Genomic DNA, 18,725 nt, shown 5'->3' with positions numbered 1-18,725 from the left:
CGGCTCATTTCGCGGTGGACTTGGGTTGGCCGTCGTCCACCTTCACGGTGAACTTGCCGGCGAGGATGTCGGCCTGCTTGGCTTTGACCTTGGCGACGATGTCGGCCGGCACCTTCTTCTCGAAGGTGCCCAGCGGCGCGAGCTCGGAGCCCTTGTATTTCATCTGCGAGTAGATGCCGTAGTCCTCGGCGGCGAACTTGCCTTCCTTCACCAGCTTGATCGCGCGGTCGGCCGAGGGCTCGAAGTTCCACAGCGCCGAGGCGACCACGGTGTCGGGATACTGGGCCTGGGTGTCGATCACGTTGCCGATCGCGAGCTTGCCCTTTTCCTTGGCGGCATCCGAGACGCCGAAGCGCTCGGCGTACATGATGTCGGCGCCCTTGTCGATCATCGCGAAGGCCGCTTCCTTGGCCTTGGGCGGGTCGAACCAGCTGTTGATGAAGCTCACGCTGAACTCGACCTTCGGATTGGTCTCCTTGGCGCCGGCCATGAAGGCGTTCATCAGGCGGTTGACCTCGGGGATCGGGAAGCCGCCGACCATGCCGATGCGGTTGCTCTTGGTCATGCCGCCGGCGACCATGCCGCTGAGGTAGGCCGGTTCCTGGATGTAGTTGTCGAACACGCTGAAGTTGGGCGCCTGCGGCTTGAGCGAGGAGCCCATCAGGAAGGCGACCTTCGGGAAGTCCTTGGCGACCTTGCGCGCCGCGGCCTCAACGCCGAACACCTCGCCGAGGATCAGCTGGTTGCCGCCGGTGGCGTACTCGCGCATCACGCGCTCGTAGTCGGCGTTGCTGACGTTCTCGGTGGCCTTGTACTCGATCTCGCCGCGCGCCTCGGCGGCCTTCAGCGCCTTGTGGATGCGACCCACCCATTGCTGCTCGAAGGGGACGGTGTAGACCGCCGCCACCTTGAGCTTGGCCTGCGCGAGGGCGAGGCCGGGAAGGCCGGCCGCGAGGGCCGCGGCGATGGCGATGGAACGAACGATCAGGGGGCGGCGTGCTGTCACGGTGCTTCTCCTCGGGTGATGGATCTGGTGGAACTGGTGCGGGCTCGGATCGTCCCACCGCGCCCTGCGCGGGGCGGTGGACCGATGCTGCGAAGCAGGAACCGGGCCGCTTCTCTTCTTGTCTGCGTTTACTTGGTGCCGAAGATGCGGTCGCCGGCGTCGCCCAGGCCCGGCAGGATGTAGCCGTGGTCGTTGAGCTCGCGGTCGATGGCGGCGGTGTAGATCGGCACGTCGGGGTGCGCCTTCTGCATGGTCGCCACGCCCTCGGGGCAGGTCAGCAGGCAGACGAACTTGATCGACTTGGGATTGAGTTCCTTGAGCCGCTCGACCGCCGCCACCGCCGAGTTGCCGGTGGCCAGCATCGGGTCGACCACGATCACGTCGCGGCTGTCCATCTCGCCGGGCATCTTGAAGTAGTACTCGACCGCGGTCAGCGTCTTCGGGTCGCGGTACAGGCCGATGTGGCCGACGCGCGCGCCGGGCACCACGGTGAGCATGCCGTCCAGGATGCCGGTGCCCGCGCGCAGGATCGACACCAGCACCAGCTTCTTGCCGTCGATGACCTTTGCCTGCATGGTCTCGAGCGGCGTCTCGACCTCGACGTCCTGCATCGGCATGTCGCGCGTGACCTCGTAGGCCATGAGCATGCTGATCTCGTTGAGGAGCCGGCGGAAGCTGTTGGTGGACGCGTCCTTGCGGCGCATCAGCGTGAGCTTGTGCTGGACGAGGGGGTGGTCGAGGAGGTGGACGTTGCTCATTGGAATTCTTCGATTCGTTCTGCGTTGGCGAAACCCGGAAGTCTAAGAGACTGGCGAACTAGAAAACGGTGCCGTCGCTCTCGATCTGCAGTGGTGGCGCACCGTCACGCAAGCGCTGTGCCAGTGCCCGGCCCGCGGCCCAGGTGCCGCCCTCGAGCACGCAGGCCAGCGGCAGCTGTTCCTCGGTGCGGCCGAGCACCTTGCGCACGCGCGGCGCCAGTTCGTCGAGCAGGGCCACGGTGAGCGCGCGCCACTCGACGATGAACTCGTCGCCGGCCTTCCAGCGCCGTTCGAGCAGCGCCGCGTCCTTGGGCACGATCACGCCGCTGTCGATCAGCAGGCCGCCGTTGCGGTACTCGGGCAGCGCGGTCAGGGCCTCGAGGTGGCGCACCTTCACGCCGGCCCACTCGAAGGGCTCGAGCAGCGAATAGGTCAGCCACTGCGAGAGCTTGTGGAAGGGCATCCAGCCGTTGGTGAGGCCCGGGCCCGGCACCGCGCTGTGGCGCCAGCAGTCGCCGAGCGCCAGCGCGGGATCGCCCGAGCCGATGCCGCCGGGGTTGTCGCTGCCGTCGGCCGCGATGCTGTCGACCGCATTGGCCGAGGGCCAGATGCGCGAGAGCGCATCGAGCAGCAGCGACAGGATCGCGTGCGCGCCGATCTCGGCGGTGGGCGGCGCGGCCGGGCCGAAGGGGCCGACCAGCGCGTCGAACAGGTTGCCGGGCCGGCCGTCCTCGCCGAACACCTCGGGCTGCTCGGCCAGCGCCTCGCCGAGCCGGCGCAGCAGCGTGGCGCGGCCCGCGAGGCCGACCAGCGGATTGACCTCGCTGACCTGGAAGGCAGCGCCGAGCCGGTCGGTGACCAGGCCGCGCAGGCCGGCGGCATCGGCCTGCAGCGGGCGCTCGGGATCGGAGGAGAACAGGCCGCTGGTGAAGGCGTGGAAGCTCGCCACGCCCAGGCCCTCGGAGCGCGTGAAGCGCTCGCCGCTGGCCGGTTCGGTGTAGTGCCAGTCGGGGCCGGCACCGGCATCGAGCAGCACGCTGACCAGCACCAGGTCGATGTGGGCGCGCGCGCGCTGCCGCCCGTCGGCCTCGCCGAGCAGCTCGTCGAGCTGGGCCCGGCGATCGACGCCGCCGGCCTCGAAATGGCGCCAGCGGCTGTGATACGGGATGGTGTCCCAGGGATAGCGCTCGCGCGTGACCTCGGCCACGGTGCGCGCGGCATCCTCGAGCGCGTTGTCGTCGCCGATGCGGAACCAGCGCGATTCGCCTTGGCGCGCGCGCGCCAGCAGGCCGGCGGCACGGCGGCGCACTTCGGCGGTGCTGCGCAGCAGGCGCGCGGCGCCCGCGGGATGGCCGGCATCGACCGCGAACTCGATCGCGGGGTCGACCCGGCCCTCGTCGCCGGGCCGCAGGCTGCCCGAGCCGTCGACCGGCAGGTGGTCGCGGAAATCGTCGTTGCCGTTGCCGTTGTTGTTGCTGTTGCTCGTCATTCGTTCAGTCCCCGGCCCTTGGCCTTCTTGAGTTCCTCCGCGTCCGGCACCGGTCCCGGCGTGAAATAGCCGGCGGCCATCTTGGCGTCCATCTCGACGCGTGCGTCGGCGGGGATCAGTTCGTCCGGAATGTTCACGCGTTCGCCGATCTCGATGCCCGAGCCGACGATGGCGTCGAACTTCATGTTGCTCATCGACACCAGCCGATGGATCTTGCGGATGCCCAGCCAGTGGAAGACGTCGGGCATCAGCTCCTGGAAGCGCATGTCCTGCACGCCGGCCACGCATTCGGTGCGCGCGAAGTACTGGTCGGCGGTGTCGCCGCCGACCTGGCGCTTGCGCGCGTTGTAGACCAGGAACTTGGTGACCTCGCCGAGCGCGCGGCCTTCCTTGCGCGAGTAGGCGATGAGGCCGACGCCACCGCGCTGCGCGCCCTGGATGCATTCCTCGATCGCGTGCGTGAGGTAGGGCCGGCAGGTGCAGATGTCGGAGCCGAACACGTCGGAGCCGTTGCATTCGTCGTGGATGCGCGCCGTGAGCTCGACCTCGGGATTGGCGAGGTCGCGCGGGTTGCCGAAGATATAGAGCGTCTGCCCGCCGATCGGCGGCAGGAACACCTCGAGGTCGGAGCGCGTGACCAGCTCGGGGTACATGCCGCCGGTTTCCTCGAACAGCACGCGGCGCAGGTCGGTCTCGGAGCAGCCGAAGCGCCGCGCCACCTCGGGCAGGTACCAGACGGGCTCGATCGCGGCCTTGGTCACCATCGCGGCGCCGCCGGCCGTGAGGAAGTGGCCGTCGGCCTTGAGGCGGCCGCTCTGCAGCGCCTCGATCACCTCGGGGAGGATCACGTGCGCCTTGGTGATGGCGATGGTCGGGCGGATGTCGTAGCCTGCCGCGAGCTCGTTCTTGAAGGCATCGGCCACCAGCGCGCCCCAGGGGTCGAGCGAGACGATGCGCCCGGGCTCGCCCCACTGCGGATAGGGGCCGATGATGTCGGTGGGCGCGGTGTTCGTGAGGTCGGCCTTGTGCTCGCGCTTGAGCGCGCCCGCGGCCACCGCGAGGGCGCGGTAAACGCTGTACGAACCGCTGTGCGTGCCGATGACGTTGCGGTGCGCGCGCTTGGTGGTGGTGCCGACGATCGGCCCGCGCTCGGTGGCGGTGGCCGCACCCCAGCGGATCGGCAGCGCGCCGAAACCGCCGCTGTGCGAGGTCAGCCGGATGTGGCCGCTGGGCGTGGGGACGACGGTCTGGACCGGGAGCGCGGCGGCCGAGGGAACCGGTGGCACCGGCGCGGCGGGAGGAACGGGGGAGGCGGAGGACGAAGGGATCGCAGTGCTGTCGACGGACATGAATGGCCCTCAAAAAATGCAATGTACCGATCGACCGCATGGCTTGCAAGCCGGGGAACGACGGACAACGCCGCGTGCGCGGCGCGGCGGAGGGCGCGAGAAGAAACGCGGGAAGAAGCTCAGGCCGGCGAGGAGCGCAGCCCGTAGACCTTGCCGTCGACGAACAGGTACTCGGCGCGAAGCACCGCATCGCCTTTCTCGCCGGTGAAGGTGAAGCCCAGCACGCCGAGCTGCGTGCCGGTCTTGATCTCTTCCACGCCCCAGGCCGACAGCCGTGTGAGTGGCGCGAGTTCGACCAGCCACTTGCGGTCGCGCCGCGTCGGCAGTTGGGCCTTGGCGAGCAGCGCGGGGCCGTCGACCGAGGCGCTCTGCTTCGGCAGCGCGCGCTGCTTCAGGTCGGCCGGCAGCGCGGGTTGCTCGGGCAGCTCGAGTTCGAGCTCGCCATGCGGGTTGCGCCACATCACGCGGGTGGCGCGGCCCTCGAGGTAGAGCGGGCGCTCCTGGTCGAAGCTGCTCCAGCCATGGTGCGCGCGTGCCGGCAGCGCGAGGCCCAGGCCGAGGCCCAGCGAACTGGCAACGAAGGCGCGTCTTGGCAGCGGCATGGCGGTCTCCTCGGAGGAAGGGTGAGAGCGGGCCGAGGCCCGCTCAGGCATAGGCGATCCAGCGCCCGCAGATGATGACAGCGAGCCAGAAGGCCAGCGACAACAGGCACTGCAGCCGTCCGGTCTTTGCGGCGGGTCCGTCGAGCAGCGCGGAGCCCCCGCGCGCATGGAACAGCGCCGCGTTCGCGCCGGCCAGCGCGATCAGCAGCAGCTTGAGGCGGAAGGCCGGGTTGGCCAGCAGCTCGCCGGGCTGGCCCGCGAACATGGCCAGGCCGGTGGCGGCGCACAGGCCGAAGCCCGCCAGCGCGGGCGTCAGCGTGAGGCGCGCGAGCCTGGCCGCGGGCAGGTCGCGGCCCAGGCCCAGCGCGCGCAGCTCGAACACCAGCAGGCCACCGAACAGCATCGCGATGCCGACGATGTGCACCGCCTCCAGCGCCGGGTAGGCCCAGGGATGCGAGACGAGTCCTTTGAACACCGGGGCGATGCCGGACGACATGAGCGCTCCTTGCAGGGGTGCGGCGCAGCTTAGTCCAGCGAGCGGCGCGGCAGTGCCAAGGCCCGCGGCCGCGCGGGCTCTTGCGGCGGCGCGGCACAATCCGTCGGAACTTTTTCGACGAGGCTGTAACCAGCCGGTCCGATGGCACGAAACAACGAAGGCAGCAGGATGCAAACGAGCGACGCCGAGGCGACGCTGCGCGGCCTCTTCCTTCGCGGCCTCGACGGCGACGCGAAGGCGTACCGCGACTTCCTGCAGCGACTCAGCGCGCACCTGCGCGCTTTCCTGGGCCGGCGGCTGTTCGGCTGGCCCGATGATGTGGAAGACCTCGTCCAGGAATGCCTGCTCGCCATGCACAACCAGCGCCATACCTACCAGAGCGACCAGCCGTTGACGGCCTGGGTGCATGCGATCGCGCGCTACAAGATGATCGACCTGCTGCGCGCCAAGTCCTCGCGCGAGGCGCTGCAGGATCCGCTCGACGATGAACAGGGCCTGTTCGCGGCCTCCGACATCGAGGCCAGCGATGCGCGCCGCGACCTCGGCGGCCTGCTCGAGACCCTGCCCGAGCGCCAGCGCCTGCCGATCGTGCACGTGAAGATCGAGGGCCTGTCGGTGGCCGAGACCGCGAGCCTCACGGGCATGTCCGAATCGGCGGTCAAGGTGGGCATCCACCGCGGGCTCAAGGCGCTGGCCGCGCGCTTCGGGAGCGCCGCATGAAGACCGACGACCTGGTCGCCATGCTCGCCGCCGGCCCCGTGGCCGTGCCGCGCCAAGCGGCGAGCCGGCGGCTGGGGCTGGCGCTGGCCATCGGTGCGCCGCTGTCGCTCGCGATCCTGCTCGTCGAATACGGGCCGCGGCGCGACCTGCTGCAGGCCCTGTTCTGGCCGATGTTCTGGGTCAAGCTGCTATTTCCGCTGGCGATCGCGGGCGCGGCCTTCGTGATGGCGCAGCGGCTCGCACGGCCGGGCGTGCCGGTGCGCCGGGCCTGGATCGGTGCCGTGCTGCCGGTGCTGGCGGTCTGGGCGCTGGCCGTGGTGGCCTGGTTCGATACGCCGATGGAAGGGCGCATGCCCTCGCTGATGGGCCAGTCGTGGCGCGTCTGCGCCATGAGCATCGCGGTGATGGCGCTGCCGGTGTTCGTCGGCGCGATGGCCGCGCTGCGCAGCCTCGCGCCGACGCGGCCCGCGCTGGCCGGCGCGGCGGCCGGCGCGCTGGCCGGCGGGGTGGGCGCGGCCGTCTATGCGCTGCACTGCATGGAGCTCACGGCGCCGTTCCTCGCGGTCTGGTACGTGAGCGGGATCGCGGTGCCGGTGCTGGTGGGCGCCTTGCTGGGGCCGCGGCTGCTGCGCTGGTAGGGGCCGGCGCGGGCAGCGCCTGCGAGCGCTCGTACGTCTCACTGGGACAAACCCTGTCCGGTGGCGAAATGTCGTTCGCTGAACAGTTCGAAAAGAGCGAAAGGATTGCAATCGCGTCGCGTTTCTCTCACAACAACAGGAGACATCGATGCGAGACATCCTCAGAACGGGACTGCGGGTCCTGGGCCTGTGCGCGGTCGTCACCCTCGCGAGCTGCGGCGGCAGCGGTGGCGGCGGCGTGGCACTGCCGATTCTTCCGCCCTCCGGCTCGCAGCCGGAATCGCCACCACCGGCGGCGACGGGCGAGCTCAAGATCAGGACGCTGTCGAACCGCGCCGACATGATCAGCGACGGCGATGCCTATGTCGAGATCGTGCTGCCCGAGGGCAAGAGCGCGCTCGACCTCGCGGTGGACCTCGACGGCAAGGACATCTCCTCCGCCTTCGCGCTGCGCGCCAACGGCCGCGTGCTCGGCACCGTGACCGGGCTGCGCGTGGGCAGCAACACGCTCACGGCCACGCTCAAGTCGACGAAGACGGGCGCGAAGCTCGCGATCGAGAACTTCGCCCGTGGCGGCAACATCTTCGCGGGCACGCCGGTGCAGCCGTGGATCTGCGCCACGAAGGCCGGCTCGGTCACGACGGTGACGGTGCCCGGCACCGGCCTGTCGGCCAGCGCGACCACGCAGGTGAGCGGCCTGGACGCCGACCCGCTCGACGTCGACTGCAACGCGCCCACCATCTACACCTACTACTACCAGCCCAAGGCCAAGGAGGGCACCGACTGCGGCCAGCAGCCCTTCGGCCCCTACGCCTGCTTCCTGCAGTACGACCCGGCCAAGCGCCCGAAGGACGCCGAGATCGCGAACTTCACGACCGACCGCGGCGACACCGTGAAGGCGCTGCTGCGCGTGGAGCTGGGCACGATGGGCCGCAGCGAATACCAGGTGGCGGTGTACTTCGATCCCGCCAAGCCGTGGACGCCGTGGGAGCCGCAGAAGGGCTGGAACGGCAAGGTGCTCTGGAAGATGGGCGCCTCGGCCTCGGGCAACCGCTTCCAGCAGAACCCGGGCACGGCGCTGTTCGACGACAACGCGCTGCGCGCCGGCTTCATGACGGTCAATTCGCAGCTCACCAACCACAACGACAACAACAACGAGTTCCTCGCGACCGAGAACATCATGATGGTCAAGGAACACATCGTCGACACCTATGGCGAGATCCGCTACACCATGTCCGACGGTGGCTCGGGCGGCTCGATGATGCAGACCGTGCCGGCCTCGGTGATGCCCGGCCTGCTCGACGGCCTGCAGACCGGCTACAGCTATCCCGACGCGGTGACGACCTGGATCGAGACGCGCGACTGCGGCAACCTCTGGCGCTACTACGGCACCGGCCCGGGTGCCGGCCTGTCGCCGGCGGCGCGCGCGGCCATCGAAGGCCATCCGACGGCCGCGTATTGCACGCAATGGGTCTATTCGTTCCTCGCGCCGCAGAACCCGGTGCAGGCCACCAACTGCGGGCCGGGGTTTCCGGCGGCGCTGGTGTACGACCCGGCGCTGCGGCCCAACGGCGTGCGCTGCACGATCCACGACGTGATGACGGCGATCCTCGGCACCACCGAGCTCAACGGCAACACCGTGCCGAACCTGCCCTACGACAACGCGGGCGTGCAATACGGGCTCAAGGCCCTGCGCTCCGGCGCCATCACGCCCGAGGAGTTCGTCGCGCTCAACGAAGGCATCGGCAGCTGGGACGCGGACATGATCTGGTCGGGCGACAAGGCCGTCATTCCCGCGGCGCGCGCCCGGATGCAGACCAGCGCGATGACCGCGCTCTACCGCAGCGGGCTCGTCAGCTACGCGAAGAACCTCGCGAAGGTGCCGGTCATCGACCTGCGGCCCGAGCTCGGCGCCGACATCCACATGGCCTGGCGCACTTACCAGCAACGCGCGCGCCTGGACGCGGGCAACGGCGGGCACGACAACCACGTGGTGCTGGCGAGCGCGGCCGGCACCGGCGTCGCGCTGACCCGGCAGGCCTTCCTGATGATGGACCGCTGGCTCAGCGCCATGGAGGCCGACAGGTCCGCCGACACGAAAGAGAAGAAGGTCGTGAAGAACAAGCCCTCGGACGCGGTCGACCAGTGCATCGCGACCGCGGGCATGACCACCGCCGAGCTGGTCGACATCGGCTTCGGCAGCGCCGCCTGCCCGGTCAAGCCCTACGAGTCGGTGCGCATCGTGTCGGGTGGTCCGCTCGCGGAAGACGTGTTCAAGTGCCAGCTGAAGCCGATCGACTTCGCATCGGCCGACTACGCCGGCGCGGTCTTCACGGGCGGCCAGCAGGTGCGGCTGCAAGCGACCTTCCCCGATGGCGTGTGCGACTGGAGCAAGCCGGGCGTGGGGCAGGTGCCGTGGACGCCGACCACCTTCCGCGGCGGCCCGGGCGGGCAGGACCTGCCGGCCGCGCCGGTGTCGACGCCGCTCTGAACGGTCGATGCGCCGCGACGCCCGCCATGCGCGGGCGTTTCAGCCCGGCTGGTTGGTCGGATAGCGCGACAGGCGCTGCCGGTCGAGCACGTTGATGTAGCCGTAGCCGGTCTTGATGAGCTGCGCGGCCTCGAGCTCGTGCAGCGCCACGTTCACGCGCTGGCGCGACACGCCGACCATCCAGCCGATCTCCTCCTGGCTGATCTGCAGGGTGGCGTCGGTGTTGGGATAGAGCACCGGATGGAACAGGCTCGCGATGCCGCGCGCGACGCGGCCGGTGGGTTCTAGCAGGCGGTCGAACTTGACCGTGGCGATGAACTGGCTGAGTCGCTCGTTCAGGTGCGACAGCATGAAGTGGTTGAACGGCACGCTCCTGTCGAGCAGCCAGGTGAAGGTGTCGCGCGGCAGGTGCAAGGTGACGGTGGGGCGGGTGGCGGCGATCTCGTACTTGCGCTGCTCGACCTTCAGCAGCGAGCCTTCGCCGATCCAGCCGCCCGCGGCCACGCCCGTGAACATCACGGGCTTGCCGTCAGCCGAGGTGTCCTGCACGCGCAGGAAGCCCTCGATCACGCCGATCCAGCTGTCGGCGATCTCGTTGCGCTGGCAGACGAATTCGCCCTGGCCGTGTTCGCGCGTGTAGAGCGCCTTGTAGGCGGTCTCGCGTTCGCACTGGGTGAGCACGCGCGGCCAGATGCAGCGCTCCCAGAACGCCGCGATGTCCCTGGCCGGTGTCTTGCCCGAGGACATGGGGGGGCCGTCGCCGCCGCGGCTCAGCGCTTCTTCGAACCGAAGATGCCGCCGAGCACGCCGCGCAGGATCTCCTTGCCGACCGAGGTGCCCATGGTGCGCACCGCCGACTTGGCCATGGTCTGCACCAGACCATCGTGCTTGGCGCCGCGCGGGCCGGTGTGGCCGAACAGCAGGTCGTTGAGCATGCCGCCGGCGCCTGAGCCTTCCTCGGCCGGCTTGCCGGGCGCCGCCTTGCCCGCGGCAGGGGCACCGGGCGCGGTCTCGGCGCGGCCCTTGAGCTTCTCGTAGGCCGACTCGCGGTCGACCGCCTTCTCGTAGACGCCCGCCACCAGCGAGTTGGCCAGCAGCGCCTGGCGCTGCGCGGCGGTGATCGGGCCGATCTGGCTGCCGGGCGGCAGCACGTAGACGCGCTCGGTCACGCTCGGGCGGCCCTTCTCGTCGAGGAAGCTCACGAGCGCCTCGCCGACCGCGAGCTCGGTGATGGCCTTCTCGATGTCGAGGCCGGGCTTCTGCCGCATCGTGGTGGCCGTGGCCTTCACCGCCTTCTGGTCGCGCGGCGTGAAGGCGCGCAGCGCATGCTGCACGCGGTTGCCGAGCTGGGCCAGCACCGAATCGGGAATGTCGAGCGGGTTCTGGGTCACGAAATACACGCCCACGCCCTTGGAGCGCACCAGCCGCACCACCAGCTCGATGCGCTCGACCAGCGCCTTGGGCGCCTCGTTGAACAGCAGGTGGGCCTCGTCGAAGAAGAAGGCCAGCTTGGGCTGCTCGGGGTCGCCGATCTCGGGCAACTGCTCGAACAGCTCCGACAGCATCCACAGCAGGAAGGTGGCATAGAGGCGCGGCGAGTTCATGAGCTTGTCGGCCGCGAGGATGTTGACCACGCCGCGGCCGCCCTCGGTCTGCATGAAGTCGGCGATGTTGAGCATGGGCTCGCCGAAGAACTTGTCGCCGCCCTGGGTCTCGATCTGCAGCAGGCCGCGCTGGATCGCGCCCACGCTGGCGGCGCTGATGTTTCCGTACTCGGTGGTGAACTGGCTCGCGTTTTCGCCCACGTACTGCAGCATCGCGCGCAGGTCCTTGAGGTCGAGCAGCAGCAGGCCGTTGTCGTCGGCGATCTTGAACACCAGGTTCAGCACGCCGGCCTGGGTTTCGTTCACGTCGAGCATGCGGCCCAGCAGCAGCGGGCCCATGTCGGAGATGGTGGCGCGCACCGGGTGGCCCTGCTCGCCGAACACGTCCCACAGCGTGACGGGGCAGCCCAGCGGCTCGGGCAGGTCGATGCCGCGCTCCTTGAGCGTGGCGGCCATCTTCTCGCCGATGGCGCCTTTCTGGCTGATCCCGGTCAGGTCGCCCTTGACGTCGGCCATGAACACCGGCACGCCGATCGCCGACAGCTTTTCGGCCATGGTCTGCAGCGTGACCGTCTTGCCGGTGCCGGTGGCGCCGGTGATGAGGCCGTGGCGGTTGGCGAGGGCCGGGAGGAGGGCGCATTCCACGCTCTCGTGGCGGGCGATCAGAAGAGGGTCGGCCATGGACGGTTCCGGGTCGTGTCGAGGCGGCCAGTCTAATCAAGCTGCCCTCCTATAATCCACGGCCCACGCGCCCTTGCGGCAAAAGTTTCTGGAGGTTTTTCTTGTCTTCGACTGCTCAGCCCCCCATTCCCGCCGATGGCGATGCCGAACAGTCGCCGATCGAGCAGGAATTGGCCGTGCTGCTGGTGAACGCCCTCAACCTCGAGGTGGCGCCAGCCGACATCGTCCCGACCGAGCCGCTGTACGGCGATGGCCTCGGCCTCGACTCGATCGACATCCTCGAGGTCGCGCTCGAAGTCTCGCGCCGCTACGGCTTCCAGCTGCGTTCGGACGACGAACGCAACCAGCAGATCTTCCAGTCGTTGCGTACGCTCGCGGCCCACGTCGCCCAGAACCGCGCGGCCTGAACCCCATGTCACGATGGCGCCTGGCGCTCCTGCTGCTGGTGGGGGTGGCCTATGCCGGTGCTTCCCACTGGATGATGCTGTTCCACGCCACCGAGCCGTGGGCGGTGGTCGTGCTGCTCGGGCCGCTGTGGCTGGCCGCCATGGGCTTCGCCGCCAGCCGCTTCGGCCGCTGGGGCTTCGCCGCGGTGGTCGCGCTGGGCCTGGCCGGCTTCGCGCTGGTGCTCAGCGGCGAAGCGGGCGACACCAACCGGCTCTACGTGTTCCAGCACGTGGCCATCAATGCCTTGCTCTGCGGCTGGTTCGGCTCCACGCTGCGCGGCGACAGCGTGCCGCTGATCACCCAGTTCGCGCAGCGCGTGCATCCGCTGCGCGGCGCGATGCGCGCCTACACCACGCAGCTCACGCGCATCTGGACCGGCTATTTCGCGCTGGTGGTGCTGTCGTCGATCGTGGTCTACCTCACGCTGTCGTTCTCGGCCTGGTCGCTGCTGGCCAACGTGCTGACGCCCGCCAGCGTGGCGCTGCTGTTCGTCGGCGAACATCTGCTGCGCTACCGGCTGCACCCCGAGTTCGAGCGCACCCGCATGGTCGATGCGGTGCGCGCCTTCTACGGCAGTTCGTCGGCCGACAGCAGCGCCGGCGGCGGCCCGCGCTGAGCCTCGCCGGCCCGGCGGACCGACACGAGAGAGGAAAAGGCACCGCGTGACACCGAATCCTGGCCTGCTGCCGCTGCTCGCCGAGCGCGATCCCGATGCGCCGCTCGCCTGGCGCGCCGGCGTGCCGCTGAGCACGCGCCAATTCCTGGCCGACGTGGCCCGCCTCGCGCCGCAGCTGCCCGCGCAGGGCGCCGCGGTCAATCTCTGTTCCGACCGCTACGACTTCATCGTCGGCATGGCCGCGGCCCTGGTGCGCGGCCACGCCAGCCTGCTGCCGCCCGACGCGCGCGCCGACACGCTGTCGCGGCTGCGCGAATCGCATGGCGACGGGCTGTTCGCGCTGGTCGACGACCCGGCGCTGCAGACGCCCGGCATGGCGCGCCTGGTGATCGAGAAGGCGGCTGGCCCAGCGCCGGGCGATGCCGGCGGTGCTGCCGACACGGCCGCCGTGCCCATGATCGACGCCGAACGCCACGCGGCCAGCCTGCTGACCTCGGGCTCCACCGGCGCGCCCCAGCCGCATGCCAAGACCTGGCGCACGCTCACGGGCGACGTGGCGGTGGCGGTGGAGCGCCTGTGCCGCGTGCTCGATCTTCCTTCGCTCGCGGGCCTGACGCTGGTCGCCACGGTGCCGGTGCAGCACAGCTACGGGCTCGAATCCTCGGTGCTGCTGGCGATGCTCGGCGGCGCCGCCTTCGACAGCGGCCGGCCCTTCTTCCCGGCCGACGTGGCGCAGGCCCTGGCCTCGGTGCCGCGGCCGCGCGCGCTGGTGACCACGCCGTTCCACCTCAAAACGCTGCTGCTGTCGGGCATCGCGCTGCCCGAGGTCGACCTGATCCTCTCGGCCACCGCGCCGCTGTCGCCGCAGCTCGCCGCCCAGGCCGAGCAGGCGCTGCACGGCGTGCTGCTCGAGATCTACGGCAGCACCGAGTCGGGCCAGGTCGCGATGCGCCGCACCACCGAGACCGAGGTCTGGGAGACCTTCGGCGAGATCCGCGTGCATGCCGAGCCGGGTGGCGAGGACGGCAACGACCGCTTCATCTTCAGCGGCGACTTCCTGCCCGAGCCGACGCCGATGGCCGACGTGCTCGAACTGCTCGACGAACGCCGCTTCCGGCTGTTCGGACGCGCCAACGACCTGATCCACGTGGCCGGCCGGCGCAGCTCGCTGGCCCATCTCAACTACCACCTCAACAGCATTCCCGGCGTGGACGACGGCGCCTTCTGGCTGCCCGACGAGGTGGCCGACGGCGTGGTGCGGCCGATCGCCTTCGTGGTCGCGCCCGAGCTCACGGCGGCGGTCATCGTTGCTGCGCTGCGGCAACGGCTCGAGCCGGTCTTCGTGCCGCGGCGCGTGGTGCACGTGAAGAGTTTTCCGCGCGAGGGCACGGGCAAGCTCACGGTGCGCGCGCTGCGCGAGTTCGCGCTGGCGCAACTGGCCGAGGACGGCACGCCGGTGCGGCTTGTGCACACGGTGCCGGTCGACCATCCGGCGTTCGCCGGCCACTTTCCCGGCCAGCCGCTGCTGCCGGGCGCGCTGGTGCTGGCCGAGGTGCAGGAGGCGATCCGCCGCGTGCCGGCGCTGCTGGCCCGGCTCGGCGCCAATCCCACGCTGGCCGCGGCCAAGTTCCTGGCGCCGGTGCGCCCGGGCGCCGTGCTGGCGATCGAGCTGAACCCCGAGGCCAGCGGCGGCGGTGTGCGCTTCGACGTGCGCTGCGACGGCGTGGTGGCTGTCACCGGCCGCTGGACCCCCGTGGCAGAGTCGCCGCGATGAAGCACACGGAGGCCGAGACCCGCGCGGTGAACGCCGCGGCCCGGACGGAGGCCGAGGCGGCCGACTGGACCCGTGCCCCCGAGCGCAGCAACATGCTCGCGCTGCGCTTCATCTGCTTCATGGCGATCTTCTTCGGCCGCCGCATCACGCGGCTGCTGCTGCCGCCGATCGCGCTGTACTTCCTCTTGTTCGCGCCCACGCCGCGGCGCCACATCAAGCGCTACCTGTTCCGTGCCATCGGCCCGCAGGCCGGCTGGGTCGACGGCTTCAAGCTGCTGCATGCCTTCGCCTCGACGGTGCTCGACCGGGTGTATTTCCTGCGCGGGCGCATGGACCTTTTCGACTTCCGCATGGACGGCCAGGTCGAGCTCGAAAACGCGGCGGGCGAGGGGCGCGGTGCCTTCCTGCTCGGCGCGCACGTGGGCAGCTTCGAGGCCATGGGCGCCTGCAAGCGCCAGCAGCCCGACCAGGCGCGCATGCGCCTCGCGATGCTGATGTACCCCGACAACGCGCAGCGCATCACCGCCATCCTCAATGCGATCAGCCTGCCCGAAGCGCGGCCGCACGTGATCGCGCTGGGCCGGCCGCACTCGATGCTCGCGCTGCGCGACTGGCTCGACGGCGGCGGCATGGGCGGCATGCTGGCCGACCGCACGCTGCCCGGCAGCGAGGACCAGCCGGCGCAGCAGCGCGGCAACAACATCGTGCTGCCGTTCCTGGGCCGGCCCGCCAGCTTCAACGACGGGCCGTTCCGGCTCGCGGCGCTGCTGCGGCGGCCGGTGTTCTTCATGGCCGGGGTCTACCACGGCGGTGCGCGCTACGATGTCCGCTTCGAACGCCTGGCCGACTTCGGCCAGCGCCCGGCCGATGCCGCCGAGCGCGAACGGCTGATCCGCGCCGCGGTCGAAGCCTATGTGGCGCGCCTGGAGGCGCTGTGCCGCGCCTACCCCTACAACTGGTTCAATTTCCATGATTTCTGGCTCGAAGATGCAGATGCGCCCGCGGCGGCTTGAACGGTTCTTCCAGGCCCTGCTGCTCGTGCTGGCCTTCGGCGTCGCGCCGGCCTGGGCCTTCGACCTCAACGAACTGATGGGCCTGCTGGCCAAGCAGAAGAGCGGCGAGGCCCGCTTCACCGAGCAGCGCTTCGTGCACGGCCTCGAAGGCCCGCTCGATGCGCGCGGCACCTTGAGCTTCGATGCGCCCGACAAGCTGGTGCGCCGCACGCTGTCGCCGCGCGTCGAGACCATGGCGGTCGAGGGCAACACGCTGACCCTGTCGCGCGGCGGCCGCAACCGCACGCTCGCGCTCGACAGCATGCCCGAGCTGCTGGGCCTGGTCGAAGCCATGCGCGGCACGCTCAGCGGCGACGGCACCACGCTGCAGCGCTACTTCCGCAGCACCGTGACCGGTTCGGCCAACCAGTGGGCGCTCGACCTCACGCCGATCGACAGCCGGCTCGCGGCCCAGGTGCGCAGCATGCGCATCAGCGGGCGCGCGAGCGACGTGCTCGGGCTCGAGATGGAGTTCGTCGGCGGCGACCGCTCGGTGATGAACATCGTGCCCGACCGTCCCGCGGCTGCCCCCGCACCGGCGGCGGCGCCGGCCGGGCGCGGCACGCCGTGAGCGCGACCGCGCCGCAGGGGCCGCCGAGCTGGCAGCGCCGCGCGGTGGTGCTGCTGGTCTGGGTGGCGCTGCTGCTGGCCGGCGTGTTCGAGATCTCGCGCACCCATTTCAACGCCGACCTGTCGGCCTTCCTGCCCAAGAGCCCGGATGCGCGCCAGCGCGTGCTGATCGAGCAGCTGCAAAGCGGCGTGGCCTCGCGCACCCTGATGCTGGGCCTCGAGGGCGGCACGCCCGAGGCACGCGCGCAGGTGTCGCGCGCGATGGCGAAGAGCATGCGCGAGAGCCAGCTGTTCGACCTGATCCAGAACGGCGACACCGGCGACTGGACCGAGGCCGGCACCTGGGTGTTCCAGCACCGCTACCAGCTCTCGCCGGGCGTGGCGCCCGAGCGCTTCACGGTCGAGGGCTTGCGCGACGCGATCAACGAGACGCTGTCGATGCTCGGCACGCCGGCCGGCAACGTGATCAAGCCCTTCCTCGACCGCGATCCCACGGGCGAGACCACGCGCATCGCCGAGGAGCTGGTGCCGGCCAGCGCGCCGCGCAGCGAAGGCGGCGTGTGGATGTCGCGCACCGCGCCGCGCGCGCTGATGATCCTGACCACGCGTGCCGCCGGCAGCGACCTCGACGCGCAGGCGGTGGCGATCGCGCGCGTGCACGCGGCCCACGAGGCGGCCACGCGCGATCTGGGCGAAGCCAGGCCGCAACTGCTGCTGACCGGCCCGCCGGTGTTCTCGGTGCTCAGCCGCGACAAGATCAAGACCGAGGCGATCCATCTCGCGATCGTCGGCGGCATCGTCATGGGCGGGCTGCTGCTGCTGGCCTTCGCCTCGCCGCGCGCGCTGGTGATCGCCTTCCTGCCGGTGGCCACCGGCGTGGTGATCGGTACCGCGGCGGTCAGCTGGGTCTTCGGCTCGGTGCATGGCCTCACGCTGGGCTTCGGCAGCACGCTGATCGGCGAGACCGTCGACTACGCCATCTACTACCTGATCCAGGCGCGCGGCGCCGCCGTGCCCGGCACCGGCTGGCAGCGCTGGCGCACGGTGCACTGGCCCACGGTGCGCATCGGTCTGCTGACCTCGGTCTGCGGCTTCGCGGCGCTGGTGTTCTCGGGCTTCCCGGGCCTGGCCCAGCTCGGCGTGTTCTCGATCGCCGGCTTGGTCGCGGCCGCGGTCGCCACGCGCTACGCGCTGCCGATGCTCGCGCCCGACGGCGCCACCGGCATGGGCATGCGGCGCCAGATGGCGAGCTTCGCGGGCCTGCTGGTGCGCAACCTGCCGCGCCTGCGCTGGCCGCTGGCGGCGCTGGGCGTGGCCGCGGTGGCGCTGGTGCTGTGGCAGGGCGGCCACCTGTGGCGCGCCGACCTCAGCGCGATGAGCCCGGTGCCGCGCGCGCAGCAGCAGCTCGACGAGATGCTGCGCAACGACATCGGCACCAGCGACGGCGGCATCATCGTGATGGCCAACGGCGCCGATGCCCAGGCGGCGCTGCGCAACAACGAGGCCGCGAGCGCGAAGCTCGGCGCGCTGGTCGACCGCGGCGAGCTCGGCGGCTTCGAGACCGTGACGCGTGTGCTGCCGAGCATCGCGGCCCAGCAGGCGCGCCTGGCGAGCCTGCCCGATGCCGACACGCTGCGCACCCGCCTGGCCGAGGCCACGCAGGGCCTGCCGCTGCCGGCCAGCCGGCTCGCGCCCTTCATCGCCGACGTCGAGGCCGCGCGCCAGCTCAAGCCGGTGCAGCTCGACGAACTCCGCGAAGGCCCGCTGCGCGCGGTGGTCAGCTCGCTGATGTACGAGCGCCCGGGCGGCGGCTGGTCGACGCTGATCGCGCTGCATCCGGGACCGAAGTTCGAGCAGGCGAAGCTCGAGGCCGCGCTCGCCGGCGTGCCCGAGGTGCAGGTGGTCGACGTGGGCCGCGAGCTCGCCAGCCTCTACCAGCGCTACCTGCACGAGGCCTTCGTGCAGGTGCTGCTGGGCGCGCTGGCGGTGGTCGTGCTGCTGGGCATCTACCTGCGCTCGGGCCGGCGTCTGCTGGCGGTGTGTCAGCCGCTGCTGTTCGCCGTGATGCTCACGCTCGGCGGCATGGCCGTGATGCAGGCCGCGCTCGGCATCCTGCACCTGGTGGGGCTGCTGCTGATCGTGGCGGTGGGTTCGAACTACGCGCTGTTCTTCGACCAACTGCGCACGACGGGCCGGGCCGACGAGGACACGCTGGCCTCGCTGATGCTCGCCAACCTGACGACCGTGGTCTCCTTCGGCCTGATCGCGATCTCCGACATTCCCGCGCTGTCCTCGATCGGCCGCGTGGTGGCGCCGGGCGCGCTGCTGGCGCTGCTGCTGTCGGCCGCCTTCGCGCGCCGCGTGACTCCACCCGCGGCACCACCCGCGGGCGAGGCGGGGTCTTCGGACGGCGGCACGCGCGGCTGACGCAC

General features: G+C 70.6%; 17 protein-coding genes. 9 read left to right on the top strand and 8 right to left on the bottom strand.

Annotated features, from left to right (window positions below):
• Positions 1-4: 4 nt before the first annotated feature.
• From BM109_RS08935 to BM109_RS08910, 6 genes are all read right to left on the bottom strand, one after another.
• Positions 5-1,006: a BMP family protein gene (locus tag BM109_RS08935; RefSeq protein WP_093342186.1), complete on the bottom strand. Its 1,002-nt coding sequence runs from the start codon at positions 1,004-1,006 to the stop codon at positions 5-7.
• A gap of 128 nt (positions 1,007-1,134) precedes the next feature.
• Positions 1,135-1,764, bottom strand: a complete 630-nt coding sequence (upp, locus tag BM109_RS08930) for a uracil phosphoribosyltransferase (RefSeq protein ID WP_093342184.1) — start codon at positions 1,762-1,764, stop codon at positions 1,135-1,137.
• A gap of 58 nt (positions 1,765-1,822) precedes the next feature.
• Positions 1,823-3,253 carry a URC4/urg3 family protein gene (locus BM109_RS08925; RefSeq protein ID WP_093342182.1) on the bottom strand — a complete coding sequence of 477 codons (1,431 nt, stop codon included), beginning with the start codon at positions 3,251-3,253 and terminating at the stop codon, positions 1,823-1,825.
• The gene (locus BM109_RS08920) at positions 3,250-4,602 is read right to left on the bottom strand and encodes a GTP cyclohydrolase II (protein ID WP_093342181.1); all 1,353 of its coding nucleotides are present in this window, start codon (positions 4,600-4,602) and stop codon (positions 3,250-3,252) included. Before BM109_RS08920 ends, BM109_RS08925 begins: the two co-directional genes overlap by 4 nt.
• A gap of 119 nt (positions 4,603-4,721) precedes the next feature.
• Complete coding sequence (locus tag BM109_RS08915) at positions 4,722-5,204, bottom strand: DUF6152 family protein (RefSeq protein ID WP_093342179.1); 483 nt, start codon at positions 5,202-5,204, stop codon at positions 4,722-4,724.
• Positions 5,205-5,247: 43 nt separating this feature from the next.
• Positions 5,248-5,679 carry a hypothetical protein gene (locus BM109_RS08910; protein WP_093342478.1) on the bottom strand — a complete coding sequence of 144 codons (432 nt, stop codon included), beginning with the start codon at positions 5,677-5,679 and terminating at the stop codon, positions 5,248-5,250.
• A 162-nt stretch (positions 5,680-5,841) separates the two neighbouring features.
• Between BM109_RS08910 and BM109_RS08905 the strand changes: the two genes are divergently transcribed.
• The 3 genes from BM109_RS08905 to BM109_RS08895 all read left to right on the top strand — a co-directional run bounded on the left by BM109_RS08905 (position 5,842) and on the right by BM109_RS08895 (position 9,549).
• Positions 5,842-6,420, top strand: a complete 579-nt coding sequence (locus tag BM109_RS08905) for a sigma-70 family RNA polymerase sigma factor (RefSeq protein ID WP_093342178.1) — start codon at positions 5,842-5,844, stop codon at positions 6,418-6,420.
• Complete coding sequence (locus BM109_RS08900; RefSeq protein ID WP_093342176.1) at positions 6,417-7,058, top strand: DUF1109 domain-containing protein; 642 nt, start codon at positions 6,417-6,419, stop codon at positions 7,056-7,058. Before BM109_RS08905 ends, BM109_RS08900 begins: the two co-directional genes overlap by 4 nt.
• A gap of 148 nt (positions 7,059-7,206) precedes the next feature.
• Positions 7,207-9,549: a DUF6351 family protein gene (locus BM109_RS08895; protein WP_093342174.1), complete on the top strand. Its 2,343-nt coding sequence runs from the start codon at positions 7,207-7,209 to the stop codon at positions 9,547-9,549.
• Between the two features lie 39 nt (positions 9,550-9,588).
• Here the strand turns inward: BM109_RS08895 and BM109_RS08890 are convergent, their stop codons facing one another.
• Together BM109_RS08890 and BM109_RS08885 are read right to left on the bottom strand one after the other, a co-directional pair.
• The gene (locus BM109_RS08890) at positions 9,589-10,296 is read right to left on the bottom strand and encodes a Crp/Fnr family transcriptional regulator (RefSeq protein ID WP_093342173.1); all 708 of its coding nucleotides are present in this window, start codon (positions 10,294-10,296) and stop codon (positions 9,589-9,591) included.
• A 23-nt stretch (positions 10,297-10,319) separates the two neighbouring features.
• Complete coding sequence (locus BM109_RS08885; RefSeq protein ID WP_093342171.1) at positions 10,320-11,834, bottom strand: helicase HerA-like domain-containing protein; 1,515 nt, start codon at positions 11,832-11,834, stop codon at positions 10,320-10,322.
• A gap of 101 nt (positions 11,835-11,935) precedes the next feature.
• Between BM109_RS08885 and BM109_RS08880 the strand changes: the two genes are divergently transcribed.
• The 6 genes from BM109_RS08880 to BM109_RS08855 are packed head-to-tail and all read left to right on the top strand — an operon-like array spanning position 11,936 to position 18,720.
• Positions 11,936-12,241 (top strand): phosphopantetheine-binding protein, encoded by a 306-nt coding sequence (locus BM109_RS08880; protein WP_093342170.1) that lies wholly within the window; start codon positions 11,936-11,938, stop codon positions 12,239-12,241.
• Between the two features lie 5 nt (positions 12,242-12,246).
• On the top strand, positions 12,247-12,897 hold the full coding sequence (locus tag BM109_RS08875) for a COG4648 family protein (protein WP_093342169.1): 651 nt from the start codon (positions 12,247-12,249) through the stop codon (positions 12,895-12,897).
• 46 nt (positions 12,898-12,943) lie between these two features.
• Entirely contained in the window at positions 12,944-14,671 is a 1,728-nt protein-coding gene (locus BM109_RS08870; protein ID WP_093342167.1) for an AMP-binding protein, read from the top strand.
• Entirely contained in the window at positions 14,668-15,684 is a 1,017-nt protein-coding gene (locus BM109_RS08865; protein WP_093342166.1) for an acyl-CoA synthetase, read from the top strand. Before BM109_RS08870 ends, BM109_RS08865 begins: the two co-directional genes overlap by 4 nt.
• Positions 15,641-16,294, top strand: a complete 654-nt coding sequence (locus BM109_RS08860) for a LolA-related protein (RefSeq protein WP_093342164.1) — start codon at positions 15,641-15,643, stop codon at positions 16,292-16,294. The genes BM109_RS08865 and BM109_RS08860 overlap by 44 nt, the downstream gene beginning before the upstream one ends.
• Positions 16,291-18,720, top strand: coding sequence for an MMPL family transporter (locus BM109_RS08855; RefSeq protein WP_093342163.1), 2,430 nt, complete (start codon positions 16,291-16,293; stop codon positions 18,718-18,720). Before BM109_RS08860 ends, BM109_RS08855 begins: the two co-directional genes overlap by 4 nt.
• Positions 18,721-18,725: the final 5 nt, after the last annotated feature.

It is taken from the genome of Variovorax sp. PDC80 (assembly GCF_900115375.1).
In the GTDB taxonomy this organism is placed as follows: Bacteria; Pseudomonadota; Gammaproteobacteria; order Burkholderiales; family Burkholderiaceae_C; genus Variovorax.
This window is presented reverse-complemented; position numbering and strand designations above follow the sequence as displayed.